16 protein-coding genes, 1 pseudogene and 1 riboswitch are annotated in these 15,406 nt (G+C 68.7%); of the genes and pseudogenes, 12 read left to right on the top strand and 5 right to left on the bottom strand.

What is annotated here, in order from left to right:
• Nucleotides 1-2: 2 nt before the first annotated feature.
• A riboswitch (FMN riboswitch) is annotated at nt 3-131 on the bottom strand.
• A gap of 116 nt (nt 132-247) precedes the next feature.
• The 3 genes from SNAS_RS37180 to SNAS_RS12780 all read left to right on the top strand — a co-directional run bounded on the left by SNAS_RS37180 (nt 248) and on the right by SNAS_RS12780 (nt 2,173).
• Entirely contained in the window at nt 248-370 is a 123-nt protein-coding gene (locus tag SNAS_RS37180; RefSeq protein ID WP_280101510.1) for a hypothetical protein, read from the top strand.
• Between the two features lie 173 nt (nt 371-543).
• On the top strand, nt 544-1,380 hold the full coding sequence (erm, locus tag SNAS_RS12785) for an ErmE/ErmH/ErmO/ErmR family 23S rRNA (adenine(2058)-N(6))-methyltransferase (RefSeq protein ID WP_013017846.1): 837 nt from the start codon (nt 544-546) through the stop codon (nt 1,378-1,380).
• Between the two features lie 19 nt (nt 1,381-1,399).
• Complete coding sequence (locus SNAS_RS12780; protein ID WP_013017845.1) at nt 1,400-2,173, top strand: SDR family NAD(P)-dependent oxidoreductase; 774 nt, start codon at nt 1,400-1,402, stop codon at nt 2,171-2,173.
• On the opposite strand, the gene SNAS_RS12775 is transcribed toward SNAS_RS12780, so the two are convergent.
• From SNAS_RS12775 to rpe, 3 genes are all read right to left on the bottom strand, one after another.
• Nucleotides 2,170-2,355 carry a hypothetical protein gene (locus tag SNAS_RS12775; RefSeq protein ID WP_013017844.1) on the bottom strand — a complete coding sequence of 62 codons (186 nt, stop codon included), beginning with the start codon at nt 2,353-2,355 and terminating at the stop codon, nt 2,170-2,172. The genes SNAS_RS12780 and SNAS_RS12775 overlap by 4 nt on opposite strands.
• Nucleotides 2,356-2,500: 145 nt before the next feature.
• Nucleotides 2,501-3,523 (bottom strand): GGDEF domain-containing response regulator, encoded by a 1,023-nt coding sequence (locus SNAS_RS12770; protein ID WP_013017843.1) that lies wholly within the window; start codon nt 3,521-3,523, stop codon nt 2,501-2,503.
• A complete protein-coding gene (gene rpe / locus SNAS_RS12765) occupies nt 3,524-4,201 on the bottom strand; it encodes a ribulose-phosphate 3-epimerase (protein WP_041624830.1) in 678 nt (225 codons plus the stop codon).
• A gap of 113 nt (nt 4,202-4,314) precedes the next feature.
• On the opposite strand from rpe, the gene SNAS_RS12760 reads away from it, so the two are divergent.
• The 4 genes and pseudogenes from SNAS_RS12760 to SNAS_RS36220 all read left to right on the top strand — a co-directional run.
• A complete protein-coding gene (locus SNAS_RS12760) occupies nt 4,315-4,893 on the top strand; it encodes a TetR/AcrR family transcriptional regulator (protein ID WP_013017841.1) in 579 nt (192 codons plus the stop codon).
• On the top strand, nt 4,874-6,391 hold the full coding sequence (locus SNAS_RS12755) for a nitrilase-related carbon-nitrogen hydrolase (protein ID WP_013017840.1): 1,518 nt from the start codon (nt 4,874-4,876) through the stop codon (nt 6,389-6,391). The genes SNAS_RS12760 and SNAS_RS12755 overlap by 20 nt, the downstream gene beginning before the upstream one ends.
• A complete protein-coding gene (locus tag SNAS_RS12750; protein ID WP_013017839.1) occupies nt 6,372-7,790 on the top strand; it encodes a nitrilase-related carbon-nitrogen hydrolase in 1,419 nt (472 codons plus the stop codon). Before SNAS_RS12755 ends, SNAS_RS12750 begins: the two co-directional genes overlap by 20 nt.
• Nucleotides 7,791-7,797: 7 nt before the next feature.
• Nucleotides 7,798-8,598, top strand: a pseudogene (locus SNAS_RS36220) (pentapeptide repeat-containing protein); the annotation flags it as partial.
• A gap of 60 nt (nt 8,599-8,658) precedes the next feature.
• On the opposite strand, the gene SNAS_RS37345 reads toward SNAS_RS36220, so the two are convergent.
• Nucleotides 8,659-9,177, bottom strand: coding sequence for a winged helix-turn-helix transcriptional regulator (locus SNAS_RS37345; RefSeq protein WP_041626009.1), 519 nt, complete (start codon nt 9,175-9,177; stop codon nt 8,659-8,661).
• A 90-nt stretch (nt 9,178-9,267) separates the two neighbouring features.
• On the opposite strand from SNAS_RS37345, the gene SNAS_RS12735 reads away from it, so the two are divergent.
• Both SNAS_RS12735 and SNAS_RS12730 read left to right on the top strand, forming a co-directional pair.
• Nucleotides 9,268-10,632: an MFS transporter gene (locus SNAS_RS12735; protein ID WP_013017837.1), complete on the top strand. Its 1,365-nt coding sequence runs from the start codon at nt 9,268-9,270 to the stop codon at nt 10,630-10,632.
• A 63-nt stretch (nt 10,633-10,695) separates the two neighbouring features.
• Nucleotides 10,696-11,190: a DivIVA domain-containing protein gene (locus tag SNAS_RS12730; protein ID WP_013017836.1), complete on the top strand. Its 495-nt coding sequence runs from the start codon at nt 10,696-10,698 to the stop codon at nt 11,188-11,190.
• Here the strand turns inward: SNAS_RS12730 and SNAS_RS12725 are convergent.
• Nucleotides 11,166-12,374 carry an MFS transporter gene (locus tag SNAS_RS12725; RefSeq protein WP_013017835.1) on the bottom strand — a complete coding sequence of 403 codons (1,209 nt, stop codon included), beginning with the start codon at nt 12,372-12,374 and terminating at the stop codon, nt 11,166-11,168. The genes SNAS_RS12730 and SNAS_RS12725 overlap by 25 nt on opposite strands.
• Before the next feature lie 90 nt (nt 12,375-12,464).
• On the opposite strand from SNAS_RS12725, the gene SNAS_RS12720 reads away from it, so the two are divergent.
• From SNAS_RS12720 to SNAS_RS12710, 3 genes are all read left to right on the top strand, one after another.
• The gene (locus SNAS_RS12720; RefSeq protein WP_013017834.1) at nt 12,465-13,391 is read left to right on the top strand and encodes a LysR family transcriptional regulator; all 927 of its coding nucleotides are present in this window, start codon (nt 12,465-12,467) and stop codon (nt 13,389-13,391) included.
• 69 nt (nt 13,392-13,460) lie between these two features.
• Entirely contained in the window at nt 13,461-14,135 is a 675-nt protein-coding gene (locus tag SNAS_RS12715) for an HAD-IA family hydrolase (protein ID WP_013017833.1), read from the top strand.
• Between the two features lie 99 nt (nt 14,136-14,234).
• Nucleotides 14,235-15,401: a DUF418 domain-containing protein gene (locus SNAS_RS12710; protein WP_013017832.1), complete on the top strand. Its 1,167-nt coding sequence runs from the start codon at nt 14,235-14,237 to the stop codon at nt 15,399-15,401.
• Nucleotides 15,402-15,406 lie beyond the last annotated feature (5 nt).

Genomic DNA, 15,406 nt, shown 5'->3' with positions numbered 1-15,406 from the left:
TCGCGCGCTAACTACCATCCGGACTTTAACCGTCGGCCTCGGAATTTCACCGAAGTCAACCGTCCACCGGCTGTGGACGGGTCGCGGGCTCTCACCGCCGGCTCGGAATTTCACCGACCCCGCCAGCGCGCATGCTGGTCACCGCTCAGTCTGCCACGGGGTGCGGTCGCCCGGCCACTGTGGTGTCAAAATTCACAGGCTTCTATCTCGGTTGCCAGGGTGGCCGCGGTGGCTTAGCCTGTCGGTCATGTCCGGAATAATTGGCGGCTGGACGGCGATCGTCGTCCAGTTCGCGACCGGGGTACTGACCTCGGTGAAACGTCCCTGGGCGGCGGCGCGAGATCTCGGTCCGCTCCGCTTCCACATCTGACGAATCCTCCCGCTTCGGCGGTTCTGTTACGGCACCCGGGTGCCGTCCTTTTCGTCCCTCGCGGCCGATGTCTCGCATCGAGCATCTATCCATTTCGGACAGGCCGCGCCAGTTTCTCATCGGGTCCCGGTGCCCGCTGTCTGTCCGAGCTTCGACGCGAAGGACTTTCAGCGATGGCACGTTCCTCTTCCCCTGTCCGCGCGCCCAAACGGCGGCGGCTCTCCCAGAACTTCCTCACCGAACCGAGGGTGGCCGCCGCCGTGGTGCGGCTGTCCGGTGTCACCCGTGCCGATCTGGTCGTCGAGATCGGACCGGGGCGGGGCATCCTGACGCAGGCGATCGCGCGCAAGGCGGGCCGGGTGCTGGCATACGAGCTGGATCCGGTGCTGGCCAAGCGATTGGCCGCACGCTACGGCGACGATCCCCGGGTGCACTGTGTGCACCGGGACTTCCTGTCGACCTCGCCGCCACGTGAGCCTTTCTCCATCGTGGCCAATATTCCGTACGCCCGCACGTCCGCGATCGTGGAGTGGTGCCTCAAGGCGCGGGAGCTCGACGCGGCGACGCTGATAACCCAGCTGGAGTACGCGCGCAAGCGCTCCGGCGACTACGGACGCTGGAGCCAGGTGACGGTCGAGTCCTGGCCCCGGTTCGAGTGGCGGCTTCTCGGCCGCGTCGACCGGTACAAGTTCGATCCGGTGCCGCGCGTCGATTCCGGGATCCTGCGGCTGGAACGGCGCGAGACCGCGCTGCTGCCGGGTTCCGCGATGGCCGACTACCAGCGGTTCGTGGCGCTGGGCTTCACCGGAGTCGGTGGCAGCCTGGCGGCCAGTCTGCGACGCGAGTTCGGCGACCGGGCGGTGCGGCGGGCGTTCGCTCGCGCGGAGGTGCATCCGGCGGCTGTTGTCGCCTTCGTCACGCCGCCGCAGTGGATCGAGCTGTTCACGCAGCTCTGCGGCTTATCGGTGGCGGTGCCCCGGCTCGGCACGACTGGGCCGGGGCACGGCTGAGCGCATATGATCTGCGGTCATGTCGGACTATCTGCGTTCCCTTTTCAACCTGGACGGAAAGGTCGCGCTGATCACCGGCGGCAGTTCCGGAATCGGATTCGGCATCACCGAGGCGCTGGCCCGCGCCGGTGCCGCGGTGGTGCTGGTGGCCCGGACCCAGTCCGGGCTCGACGACGCGGTGGCCGCGCTGACCAAGGTCGGCGGCCGGGCCGCCGCGATCTCCGCCGACCTGTCGAGCCGGGCCGACGTCGCGCGGGTGTGCGACACGGCGGCGGATCACTTCGGGGAACCGGACATCCTGGTGTGCGCGGCCGGGGTCAACCCCCGGCCGCCGCTGGCCGAGTTGACGACCGAGGACTGGGATCTGGCCCTGGAGGTCAACACGACCGCGCCGTTCCTGCTGGGGCAACGGTTCGGGTCCCGCATGGCCGAACGCGGTTACGGGCGCATCATCAACATCGCCAGTCAGCAGGCGGTGCGGGCGTTCGGCAACAGCGGCGGCTACGGCGTCTCCAAGGCCGCGATCTGCGGGCTGACCCGCTCGCAGGCCGAGGCGTGGTCGGCGTCGGGAGTGTGCTGCAACGCGATCTCCCCCGCTTTCGTGCACACTCCGCTGACGGCTGCCGCCGTGGCGATCCCCGGTCGTTCGGAACAGATGGCCGCGCGCACCATGATCGGCCGCAACAGTCAACCGGAGGACTTCGCCGGCATGGCGGTGTTCCTCGCGGGCCCGGCTTCGTCCTATGTGACTGGACAGACCTTGTTCGTGGACGGGGGTTTCTCGGTCAGTTAGTGAGTCTTGGCCCGCGCGCGGCTGTGCTCGCGTTCGGTCGCGCACGGCCACGGCTCACCGTCCTTGGCGCAGTAGAACTCGTAGTTGTAGCCGTCGGTTCCCAGACCGCCCGACTTCTTGTGCGGGCCGTCGGGCTCAAGGCGAAACCAACTGGGGTAACGCGAACCGCCGTTATCGTCCATTTCTTCCTCCACCAAGAAGAATCGTCCAGCGGCAGTTGAACCACCCCACCACCGCTGCCTGTACATGATTGCGGACTTGACCCACCAAAAGTGTGAGAAACACTCAGAATCTACGCTTTCGGCGACCATTGGTTGTGCGGATTGCTTATGCAGCCCGGGGTTGCCGGTCGTCGGCGACGTAACCGAGGTTGGCCAACTCGGACCAGTCGGCGTTGCGGATCTCGTGCCGTCGATCGTAGGCCACATAGGACCCTGGATGGGATTTGGCCACACTCTTCATCTCCGTGGCAACCGCCACCACCTCTCTGGGGTCGGTGAAATGCCGTTGTCCCGACAGTGCCACTCCGATGGACAGGGTCGGAAGCCTTGCCCGCACCGGATTTCCCTGCCGGTCGGTGGACTCGATGTACCCCTGCTGGGCGTCGCGTTCGTCGCACAGCGCCGCGGCCCGGGTCTCGAACTCGGCGATGGCGTGCCGGGTGATGGGCGCGACCAGCAGCAGGTCGCACATGAAGATGAAGTCATCGCCGCCGACGTGACCGATGAACGCGTGCGGCGGCCCGGCCGCCAGCACCGCCCGGTGCAGGGATCCGGCCAGCGACTGGATGAACTCGTCGCCCCGGACGAAGCCGTAGGCGTCGTTGACGCTCTTGAACGCGTCGATGTCGATGTAGCCCAGCGCGAACTGCTTGCCGCCGCGTACCCATTCGGCGATCTCGGCGAGGATGCGCGCGTTGCCGGGCAGACCGGTCAGCGGTGAGACCTCGCGGATCTCGCGGTGGCGGCGCAGCGCCGAGCGCACCCGGGCCACCACTTCGGCGGCGTCGTACGGCTTGACGATGTAGTCGTCGGCGCCGACGGTCAGACCGGCGATCCGGTCGGACGACAGTCCCCGGGCCGTGACCATGATGATCGGCAGGCTCGCCGTCATGGGGTCGCCGCGCAACTGGCGGGTCAGTTCGAAGCCGTCGATGAGGGGCAGATCCACCTCGATGAGCACCAGGTCGGGGCGGCGCCGCGCGATCTGGGCCAGGGCCTGGTAGCCGTCCCGCGCGACGGAGGTGTCGAAACCGTTGTCGCGCAGCTGTCCGGCCAGGTATTCGGCCATTTCGGTGTCCACGTCGACGACGAGGACGAGTTCGGATGGGGTGTCGGGGGCTCCGGTCACTCAGTCACCTCCCACATGTGCCGCCAGGGCACGCAGTCGCTGGATGGCCGCTGCCGGATCGGCGGCCCCGTATACGGCGGTTCCCGCGACGAAGGCATCGGCGCCCGCCTCGGCGGCCGCGGCGATGGTGTCGTCCGCGATACCGCCGTCGACTTCGATGCGCAACTCCAGATGCCCCGACTCGACGGCGTTGCGGGCGGTGCGGACCTTGTCGAGCAGTTCGGGCATGAACGCCTGGCCGCCGAAACCGGCCTTGATCGTCATGATCAGCAGCGTGTCGAACTCCGGCAGCATGTCCAGGTAGGGCTCGATGAGGGTGTCGCGGTCGATGGCCAGTCCGGCCTTGGTGCCCGCGGCCCGCAGGTCCCGCGCCAGCCCGACCGGATCGTCGCAGGCCTCGGCGTGGAAGGAGACGTTGTAGGCGCCCAGCTCGGCGTAGCCGACGGCCCAGCGCTTGGGATCGGTGATCATGAGGTGGCAGTCCAGCGGCAGGTCGGTGGCCGCCTTGAGGGACTTCACCACCGGCGTGCCGATGGTCAGGTTCGGGACGAAGTGGTTGTCCATGACGTCCACATGCAACCAGTCCGCGTCCTCGGACACGGCGGAGCAGGCCTCTGCCAGTCGCGCGAAGTCCGCTGCCAACAGACTCGGAGCGATCACTGTTCCTGTGGTGCGCACGATGACAGTTTAGGCACAGAACCGAAGTCAGGTACAGGTCTGACTACGACACAGTTTCGGAACGAATCCGGTCCGGGGTGGCGGTCGGCCCGATTCACGTATACGGTGTAAACATGCTGGGGACCAGGGATCGGATACTCGCCGCGGCCAAGGAAATGGTCGTCACCGACGGCAGTCAGGCCGTGAGCATGCGAAAAATCGGCGCGATTGTGGGCGTAACGCCCATGGCCGTATATCGCCACTTTCCCAACCGGGAGGCGCTGCTGGACGCCGTCGCCGACGAGTGCTTCACCGAGACCGCCGCGAAATGGGCCACGGTGCGGCTGCCGGACGACATCCTCGAGGGCTCGAAGGTGATCGTCGACCTGTTCGTCGACGTGGCACTGGAGAGCCCCGGCCTGTTCAGTTTCATGTTCATCGAGGAACGCCAGGGCGCCCGCCGGTTCCCCGACGACTTCCAGACCGGCGAGTCCCCCACCTTCGAACTGCTCGGCGGGCACGTCGCCGCCGCGATCGCGGACGGCAGGTTGCGGCCGATCGAGCACTGGCGCATCGCGCTGGCCTACACGGCGCTCATCCACGGCCTGACCCAGATGTACATCGGCGGCCGCATCAACCTGTCGGGAGACGACTTCCGGCAGCTTTGTCACGACAATACGGAGTTGCTCGTCAATGGACTCGCCCCTCGTTAGAACCCTGCCCTGGACGCTTGGCGCCGGGCTCACCTCAACCGTTCTGTTCTGGTTCGGCACCAACCTGGAGCCGGTGCCGTGGCTGACCTGGATCGCGGCGCTGCCGGTGCTGGCGCTGGCGGCGCGGGTACGGCCCCGTTCGGCGGCCGTCACCGGCGGCCTGGCCTACGCCGTCGGTGGCATCCCGACGTGGTGGTACCTGCTGGCGACCATCAACGTGCCGCTGCCGGCGGTGCTGGGGATGTTCGCGCTGGCCGCGATCATGCTGGGCGTCGTCACCGGCGGCTTCGGCTGGATGCTGCGCCGCGGTCACCCGGTCGCGGCGGCGGTCTTCGCGCCCGCCGCGTGGGTGGCGATGGAGTTCGGGTACACGTTGGCCGCCTCGGATGTCATGGGCTCCAACACTTCCGTGGCCTACACGCAGGCGGACGTGTTGCCGGTGCTGCAACTGGTGTCGGTCACCGGCACCTGGGGCGTGACCTTCCTGCTGCTGGCCGTTCCGGCCGCCGCAGCGGTGGTGACCGCGCCGGGCGTGACGGTGCGGGTCCGTTCCTGGGTCGGCGGTGCCGTCGCGGTGCTGCTGGCGGGCACGCTGGTCTTCGGTCTGGTGCGGATGGACACACAGGACGGGCAGCTGCGGGCCGCCGCCATCGGGCTGTCCGACACCGGGTCGGTGTCCATTGAGTATGACGCCGACGAGGCCGAGAAGCTGTTCGGCAGGTACGACGGGAAACTCGCCGAGCTGGCGGACGACGGGGTCGCGCTGGCGGTGCTGCCCGAGATCGCGTTCCGGGTCGACGATCCGAAGGACATCCCCGGCTACCTCGACAAGTGGGGCGAGCTGGCCCGCGAACACGGCATCGACGTCGTGGCCGGGATCCGGCTGGCCACCGTCAAGGCCGACCCGCCCGGGGAGGGCAACCCGCACGACGACTACGCCTACAACGCGGCGGTCTACTTTCCCGCCGACGGCGGCGATCCGGTGAAGTACTACAAGATGCGCACCGGGCCGGGGGTCGGCCCGTGGCTCAAGCTCGGCGACGAACCCAAGTACGTCCCCGGCAGCGACAACCGGCTCGGGCTCATCGTGTGCGGCGACCTGGACCACCCCGACGTGGCCGCCGCGTTCCGCGACGGCAGTGCGGCCGTCCTGTTGGGACCATCGCTGGAGAACCGCAAGAACCCGCAGGTCGACGCGTGGTGGCACAGCCGCGCGGCGATAACCCGGGGCGTCGAGCAGGGCATGTCGCTGGTGCGCTCGGCTCAGTTCGGCGTCATGACCGTCAGCGACGCCTACGGACGGATCCTCGCCGAGGACACCCGCACCGCCGTCGGCTCGGTGTCGACCGAGCGCGTCACCACCGTCTACTCCCGGCTCGGCGACTGGTTCGCCTGGCTCTGCGTCGCGCTGTTGGCGGGCAGCCTCGTGGCGGCCGTGCGCCGCACCACCCCTATAAGTTCGCAAAAGGACAGAGACCATGAACTCGTCAAGGCTTAATCTCTTGCTGACGATCGCGGCCGTCGTGGCGACGGCGGCGCTGTACGCCTTCGGGTTCGCGCTGGATCCGTTGCCGTGGTTGGTGTGGATCGCGCCGCTGCCGATGCTGTTGCTGGCGCCCCGGCTTGGGGTGTGGAGTGTGGTCACGGCGTCGGCGGTGGCGTGGCTTTTGGGTGGTCTGCGGCTGTACTGGTACTTCTACGACGCCATCCAGTTCCCCGTCCCGGCGTTGCTGGCGATCGCGGTGAGCACGTCGGTGGGTTTCGCCGCCTGTGTGCTGTTGTTTCGGGCGCTGGTGCTGCGGCGGCACTTCGCGTTGGCGGCGGTGGGTTTCGCGTCCGCGTGGGTCGCCTTCGAGTACCTGATGTCGCTGTTGAACCGGGAGGCGGCCGGAAACTGGTACAGCATCGCGTACACGCAGGCCGACCTGCTTCCGGTGCTGCAAACGGCGTCGCTGGCGGGCACGGCGGGGATCGCGTTCCTGTTGATGGTCGTCCCAGCGGCGGTCGCGGTCTGTTTCGCCCCCGGGGCAACGGTTTCGGCCCAGGCGTGGGTCGGCGGCGGTGTGGCGGTTCTGCTGGCCGCCGCGCTGGGATACGGGTTCGCGCGGCCACAGCCGAGCGACGACGCGACCCGAACCGCCGCGCTGGCCTATCCGCGCGACGACGGCTCGGCGAAGGTGGGAACGCCGGAACACCAGCGGGTCTTCGAGCAGTACCGCGACGGGGTGCGGGACCTGGCCGCCGAGGACGTCGTGACCGTCGTGTTGCCGGAGAAACTGGTCATCGTGGACAAGAAGCACAAGGACGACTACTTCGCGCAGTGGGGGAAGGTCGCGCGGGGCGCGAAGATCAATGTGGTGCTGGGTATGGAGCTGGAGGAGCAGGACCACGTGTCAAACGCGGCGGTGTGGTTCCCGGCCAACGGTTCCGAGCCGACGATATTCCGCAAGCACCACATGATCCCGGGGTTGGAGAGCTACCTGAAGCCCTCGGACGAGCTGACGTTCGTGCCGGGACCGGACTCCTGGGCGCTGGCGATCTGCAAGGATCTGGACTTTGTGGACTTCGTCGCACGGTACCGGGAGGCGGGGGCGACGATCATCTTCGCTCCGGCGCTCGACTTCGACACCGACGGCTGGTGGCACAGCCGGGTCGCGGTGACGCGGGGCGTCGAGCAGGGCGTGTCGCTGGTGCGGGCCGGGCAGAAGGGGCTCGTGACGGTCAGCGACCAGTACGGGCGGGTGCTGGCGGAGGATGCCGAGGTCGCGGTCGCGGAGGTCGGCACGAACGGCGCGTCCACGGTGTACTCGCGGTTCGGGGACTGGCTGGTGTGGGTGAGCCTCGGCATGACGGCGTTGGCACTGGTGTTCGCGGTGCGGCGCAAGGCGGTCCTATAGTGACGACATGCCTGTCGAGGACCCCGCCTCACCCCCGAAGCAGCTGCGCCCGATCTCCTGGTGGATAGCGGTTTGCGGCATCGCCGCGATCGTCGTGTCCATCTGGGGCGTCTACGAGTGGCTGTCGGCGGCTGCCGCCGAGGCCCCGAATCCGAAGGCCGCCCAGGTTCAGGTGGACATCATCCGCAACGCGCTGACGGTGGGCGCGGGGCTGGGTGGCGTCGCGGCGCTGCTGCTGGCGTTTCGGCGGCAGCAGTTCGTGGAACGGCAGCACAAGTTCTACGAGGGACAGCAGTACCACCACGAGCAGACGACGAAGCTCGACTACGAGCAGCGGGAGCGCGCGGCCCGGCATGTCGAGGAGGACGCCGCGCATCGCCGGATCACGGAGATGCGGATCCAGGCGGTGGAGCAACTGGGTTCGGACAAGGCGCCGGTGCGGATCGGCGGGCTGCACAACCTGGAGCGGCTGGGTGAGGATCATCCGGAGTTGCGGCCGTTGGTGTTGTCGGAGATCTGCGCTTATCTGCGGATGCCATATGCGCCAGGCGAAGACGATGACGGCGACATCGACGCCTATTCACGGGTCGAACGGCAGGTACGGCTGACGGCGCAGCGAGTCCTCTTGCGACACTTGAGGAACGGTCCGAGTTTCTGGACGCACAAGGCGCTGGATCTGACCGGCGCGGTCTTGATCAACCTGGACCTCAACGGATGCGAACTGCACGGCGCCAACTTCGAGTCCGCCCATTTCAGTGGCACGACTTCCTTTGACCAAGCCAAGTTTCACGGCACCGTGAACTTCACCGACGCCACCGCCGACCATGAGCCGAACCAGTGGCCGCCGGTCTCGAAACCCCGCCGGGAGTTACCGGATCGGGTCGAGCAGTCGCCGTCGCTTCAGCAGCGACCGGCTGACCACGTCGTCGCGGGTCCGGTTGGCGGCCGGGCCCGGGGATGTCGCGATATCGGCCAGCCGCACGCGCTCGCCGCAGGTCGGGCAGTTGAGGCGGTCGGCCAGTTCGGTGCCGCACGGGTCGTGTTCGTAGATCAGGTACGGTCCGGCCTCGCTGTGGAGGTATTCGTTGGACCACTGCGACAGTGAGGCCAGGACGGGCCACAGCGCCAGCCCCGTGTCGGTGAGGGCGTATTCGGCCCGCGTCGAGCCCTCGTGGCTGTCCTTGGACAGCACGCCCATGTCGGTCAGGTACTGGAGCCGTTCCGACAGCACCGCGCGCGGAATCTCCAGGTGGGCCAGGAAGTCGCTGAAGCGGCGGACGCCGTAGAAGGCGTCGCGAACGATCAGCAGCGTCCAGCGTTCACCGACCAGTTCCAGGCCGCGCGCCATCGAACAGTCCTGGTTGCCGTAGCCCTTGCCGAGTGCCATGACGTCCATCATAGCGAAACTCAGTTCAATCACCGAACCAAAGCTGTTAGGGTTCCGACAGTTCAATGACCGAACCAAGGAGCCCTCCCCATGGCCGTCGCCTCCCCTACCGCCCCACAGACCCGATCGCGGGCCGTACTGCCGATCGCGTGCGCCGCGATCGTCCCGGTGCTCATGAACTACACCTCGCCGTTGATCTCACTGCCGGAGACCGCCGCCGGAGTGGGAGCCGGACCGCTCGCGCAGACCTGGATCATGAACGCCTCTCCCCTGGGACTGGCCGCCGCGCTGCTGGTGGCCGGGATCCTCGCCGACAACTTCGGACGCCGGCGGATGCTGTTGGTCGGCGCGCTCGGGATGGGCTTGACCAGTGCGATCGTGGCACTGTCCACCGACGCCGCTGTCCTGATCGGAGCCCGGATCGGGCAGGGAGTCGCGGGCGCGGCCATCATCGCCGCCAGCCTCGGCCTGCTCGGCAGCAACTACACCGACCCGGCCGAGCGGGGCCGGGCGACCGGGCTGTGGGCCATGGCCTTGGGGGCCGGGCTGGCCGTCGGGCCGCTGGCCACCGGGGCGCTCACCGAGGCGTGGAGCTGGCGGGCCATCTACTGGGTCTACGCCGCCGTGTCGATCGCGCTGGCGGTCGCCGTCACCAGACTGGACGAGTCGCGCGCCGAACAGCGGCGACCGGTCCACTATGCCGGGATCGTCAGCTTCGTGTCCGGAATGTGCTTCCTGCTGGCGGCGATCACGCTGGCCCGCACCGGTTGGACGCGGCTCCCGGTGCTGGTGCTGCTGGGTGCGACGGTGGTGGCGCTGGCCGGATTCGTGGCACTGTCGCTGCGGCACCACGCGCCGATGGTCGACATGCGACTGTTCCGGCACCGGCCGTTCCTGTTGTCGGTCACCGGTTCCGGCCTCAACGGTCTGCTCATGATCGGGGTGATGAGCGTGCTGCCCACCGCGTGGCAGCACACCCACCACTTCGACGCGCTGCACATGGCGATCCCGTTCACGGTGTACCCGCTGGCGGCGCTGGTCATCGCGCGGCTGGCGCGATACGTGCCGGTGCCGCCGATCCGGCTGCTGGCCATCGGCTATGGACTGTCGCTGGCGCAGCTGCTCATGGTGGGTTCGATGACGAACTGGTCGATGCCGCGGGTGGTGATCTCGTACCTGATCGCCGGGATCGGCGCCGGTTTCGTCAACGCCGCCAACGCCCGGATGGCCGTCGACAGCGTCCCCTCCGCGAACGCCAGCATGGGTTCGGGCGCGGCCAACACCGCCCGCTACGTCGGTTCGGCGATGGGGGTCGCGATCGGCATCGCCGTGGTCGGCGGGCTGGGCTGGGCCGACGGCGTCAACTCGGTACTGATCGGCTCGGCGGTGCTGCTGGGACTGGCGGCGCTCGGTTACGCGTCCGTCGGCCGGGTCCGTCGCCCCAGCCTCGCCTGAGAAGGTCTGTCGGCGGGGCTAGACTCCCACCGTCCCCCGCCGACAGACCACAGGAGAATGACGGTGAACACCCCGTTCCAGCCGCCCACGTTCACGATCGTCATGCGTGGCTACGACGTCGAGCGGGTGAACCAGCTCGTGGCCAGGATCGCCGCGGCGCACGACAACCCGGACGCCATCACGGCCGCCGAGCTGCGGGACGTGAAGCTGCCGGTGGTGGCGCGGGGATTCAAGACCAAGCAGGTGGACCAGTTCCTCGCCAGCACCGTCACGGCCCTGGCAGCAAGTGGCCAGCCGCAGCGGCCCACGGTCGCGGCGGTGCCGAGTCTGTCGACCCGGCCGCGCGGTGACCGGTTCCCGAAACGGTTCGGCAACGCCTACCGTCCCGGCGATGTGGACGCCTTTGTGGAGCGGGTGTCGTCGACGCTGAACACCACTTTGACCTCGCACGAGACCCGGTCGGTGCGGTTCGGCACCGGGTTTCGCGGCTACGCGGTCGATCCGGTGGACGCCTGGCTGGACCAGGTGCAGACCTACCTGCTGTCCCGGGGCCGGTGAGGTAGCCGCACGGCAGCGAACACCAGCGCCACCATCGCGGCGGCGGCGATCGCGCCCACCCACATCGGAGCCTGCGGGCCGGACAGGTCGACCGCCACTCCCCCGAACACGGCGCCCAGTCCGATCGCGACCTGGAACCCGGCCACGAACAGCGCCGAGACCGCTTCGGGCGCTTCGGGTGCCGATCGCAGCGTCAGCACCTGAAGTCCGACGGGGACGGCGCCGTAGCCCAGGCCCCACACGATCAGCGTCACCGTCGCGGTGATGGGGCCGGACACGAGCAGCGGGATCGCGACGGTGGCCGCGACGATGAACCCGCCGCTGGTCAACAACACCGCCCGCAGGTGTCCGCCCGTGAGCGCCCCGGCGACGAAGGTCCCGGCGATGCCCGCGCTGCCGTAGATCAGCAGGACGACCGCGGCGGCGCCGCCGTCGATTCCGGCGGCGGCCTTCAGTGCCGGGGTCACGTAGGTGTAAGCGGTGAAGTGGCCGATCACGATCAGCGCCAGCCCGCCCAGTCCGATCAGGACGGGACGGTTTCGCAGCAGCACGGCCAGGTCCCGGGGCCGCAGCGAACGTCGCGACGGGAGGGCGGGCAGCAGGGTGAGCATCGCGACGAGCACGATCGCCGACAGTCCGGCCAGCGCCAGGAACGCGGCCCGCCAACCGGCGTGGTCGCCGATGAACATGCCCGCCGGGACTCCGGCGACCGAGGCGATCGACACGCCGCTGAAGATCACCGAGCTGGCCCGGGCAACGGACCGTTCCGGCACCAGCCGGGTCGCGAGGCTGGCGCCGATGGCCCAGAAACCGCCGATGGCCATCCCGACCATCACCCGCGCGGCCAGCAGCACCACAAAGCTGTCGGTCAGCGCGGTGACCAGGTTGGCGACCAGCAGCACGCCCATCATGCCCGCCAGGACGAACCGCCGGTCGAGCCGTCCGGCGACGAGCACGATCGTCAGCGCCGCCACAAACGCCATCGACGAGGCGGTGGTCATCAACTGTCCACTCGCGCCGTCCGAGACGCCGAGGTCGGGGCCGATGCGTGTCAGCAGGCCCACCGGCAGCATCTCGGTGGTGACGATCGAGAAGGTTCCGGTCGCCACGGCCACGACGCCGATCCAGCCGAGCGCGGCCGAGCGTCGGGGGCGGGTGGGTGCCGGTGTCAGCGTGGTTGTCATGGCCCAAGACTCAGGTCAGCGCGGGGATGGAACAACGGCGAAGTGGCAATGCTTGTATTAGCGCGGCTAATCGACGGCGAAGGAGTACCGGTGGCGGGCGTGGAGCGCGACGAGATGGAGGTGTTCCTCACCCTCAGCGAGGAGCTCCACTTCGGGCGTACCGCCAAGCGGCTGTTCCTGTCGCAGGGCCGGGTCAGCCAGCTGCTGCGGGGGTTGGAGCACCGCATCGGCGGCCGGCTGTTCGACCGCTCCAGTCGCCGGGTCACACTGACGCCGCTGGGCACCCGGTTCCTGTCCGAGGCGGGTCCGGCGTTTCGGCTGCTCGACGCGGCCTTCCAGGAGGCGCGGGCCAGTACCCGCAGCCTGGACGGGGTGCTGCGCATCGGGTTCACCGGCGGCGCCGACCTGACGCTGCTGGACGCCATTCCGCGGTTCCAGGAGCGTTACCCCGGCTGTGACCTGGAGATGTACGAGCTGAAGCTGTCCGACCCGTTCGGGCCGCTGCATCGCGGCGAGGTCGATCTGGCGGCGGTGTGCGAGCCGGTCGTCGACACCGGGCTGGAGTCGGCGGGGGCGCTGGCCACCGCGCCGCTGGTGGTCGGCGTCTCGGTGGCGCACCCGTTCGCGTCCCGGTCCCGGATCGCGGCCGAGGAACTGGCCGACTGCCGCATGATCGACATCAAGGAGCCCGCGCCGAGCCGGTGGCGGGAACGCTCCTCGCCGACCCGCACTCCCGGCGGCACCCCGATCCCCCGGGGCCCGGTGGCCTGCACCGTGCAGGAGGTGCTGTCCCAGATCGCCACGAATCGGGGCGTCATGCTGTTCTGCGACAACTTCCCCGCGTACAACGGCCACCGTGACATCACCTTCGTCCCGGTCGACGGGCTGCCCGACTCCCGGTCGACGCTGATCTGGCGCCGGGGCGAGGACAACGCGCGGGTGCGGGCGTTCACCGAACTCGCGGTCGCGGCAGCCCAGCGTGATGGCGTCGAAACTTCGTCTCGCGCATCGGAGTAGGTTCGATACTGGCCACCTTTTCGCCACCCACGCCCGTGACGATGGCATTCGTGTGAAGGAGGGTGTGCAATGAATCGAATTTCCCTGGTGTGTGCCGACATGGCCGGTACGACGGTGTCCGACGGGGGCATTGTGGAGCAGGCCGCTTCGGTCGCGCTCGAGGAGTGCGGGATACCGGCCGGATCGTCCGGTCACGATTCCGCGATGAGCTACATCCGTCAGACCATGGGTCAGTCCAAGATCGAGGTGTTCCGGGCCGTCACCTCCGATGAGGACACCGCCCAGCTGGCCAACGCGTCCTTCGAACGCAATATCTCCGCCCTGGCCACCGACGGGCGGATCACGGCGTTGCCGCACGCGGTCGACGCGCTGAAAGCGCTGCGGGACAAGGGCATCAAGATCGCGTTGACGACGGGTTTCGCCCCGGCGACCCAGGACGCGATCCTGCGGGCCCTCGACTGGGAGACGCTGATCGATCTGGCCGTGGCTCCCGGCAAGGAGCTGCGGGGTCGGCCGAACCCGGACATGGTGCTGCACGCGGTGCTGCGGCTGGGCATCGACGACGTCCGTGAGGTCGCGGTCGTCGGCGACAGCGTCAACGACGTCTACAGTGGCCTTCGCGCAGGGGCCAGTGTCGTCGCCGGGGTCACCACCGGATCCCACGACGCCAACGCCCTGCGCAAGGCCGGGGCCACCCACGTTCTCGACGACATCGGGCAGCTGCCCGGCCTGGTCGGCGCCTGAGGGCATCCACCGATCGGTTGACCGACCGAATCCGCCAGCGGGTCGATTCCGCAGGGCGGCAAGACTTCCAGGATTGGGGCACCAACTCTGGGAGGCTCCATGTCGACGTCCACTGTGCAGCCTGTCGGGCCCGTCGCCGACACCGAACGATCCCTGGCCCCGGATCTGGGCCGGGGTTTGATGCTGGCGCTCATCGCGCTGGCCAATTCCGCTGTCTACCTCTACAACCGGCCCTACGGGGCTCGGCAGCACATCATCGAGACCGAGTTCCTCGATCGGCTGGTCGCGTTCGTCAACACGGTGTTCGTCGAGGTCCGCGCATACCCGCTGTTCGCGGCGTTGTTCGGCTACGGCGTCGTCCATGCCTACCGCCGCGGTCGGGCCGCATCCGACGACCACCGAGCCCGAGGAATCCTGCGACGGCGCGGGTTCTGGCTGATCGTCTTCGGAGCCGTGCACGCACTTGTGCTGTTCTCCGGGGACATTCTCGGCCTGTACGGGGTACTCAGCCTGATCCTGCTGACGATGCTGCGGCTGCGCGACAGGACGCTCCTGATCGTCGGCGGGGCGTGGCTGGTGCTCGCGGCCGTGGTCCAGGGCCTTGTCTACAGTGATTCCGGCCCGAACGAGGAGCGGGCTTTCTTCTGGTCCTTCACCACCACGGAACCGCTCGCGGCCGCCGGACTGCGTGTCGGCGAATGGCTCATGACCCCGTTCGGCTTGGTGGGCGTCTTCAGTGCCGCGCTGGCCGGGATGTGGGCGGCCCGGCACGGAGTACTGGACCAGCCCGGCCGCCACCGGACGCTGCTGAAGCGGGTCGCCGCCATCGGCGTGGGGCTGTCGGTGCTCGGGGGCATCCCGATCGGTACGCAGGTGGCGGGCGTGTGGTCTTCGACCTCCTTCGGCACCGACTACGCGGTCTCCGCGGTCCACGTCGTCACCGGAGTGGCCGGTGGCCTCGGTTACGCCGCCCTGTTCGGTCTGCTGGCCGCCCGGATCGGCAATCGGCCGGGGCCGGTGCTGCGGGCCGTGGCCGCGTGCGGGCAGCGTTCGCTGAGCTTCTATCTGTTCCAGTCGGTGATATTCGTGGCACTGTTCGTCCCGTACACACTGGGACTCGGCGGCGAACTGGGTTCGGCGGCCACCGCGGGCGTGGCGCTGGCGACCTGGCTGGCCGGGGTCGGCCTGGCGGAGCTACTGCGGCGCGCCGGTCGGCGGGGACCGGCCGAGACGCTGCTGCGCCGGTTGAGTTACCGCAGGTCCTGAGAGAC

It is taken from the genome of Stackebrandtia nassauensis DSM 44728 (assembly GCF_000024545.1).
GTDB classification, from domain to species: domain Bacteria; phylum Actinomycetota; class Actinomycetes; order Mycobacteriales; family Micromonosporaceae; genus Stackebrandtia; species Stackebrandtia nassauensis.
The sequence above is the reverse complement of the archived record's forward strand: the minus strand, read 5'-3'. Positions and strand labels throughout refer to the sequence as shown.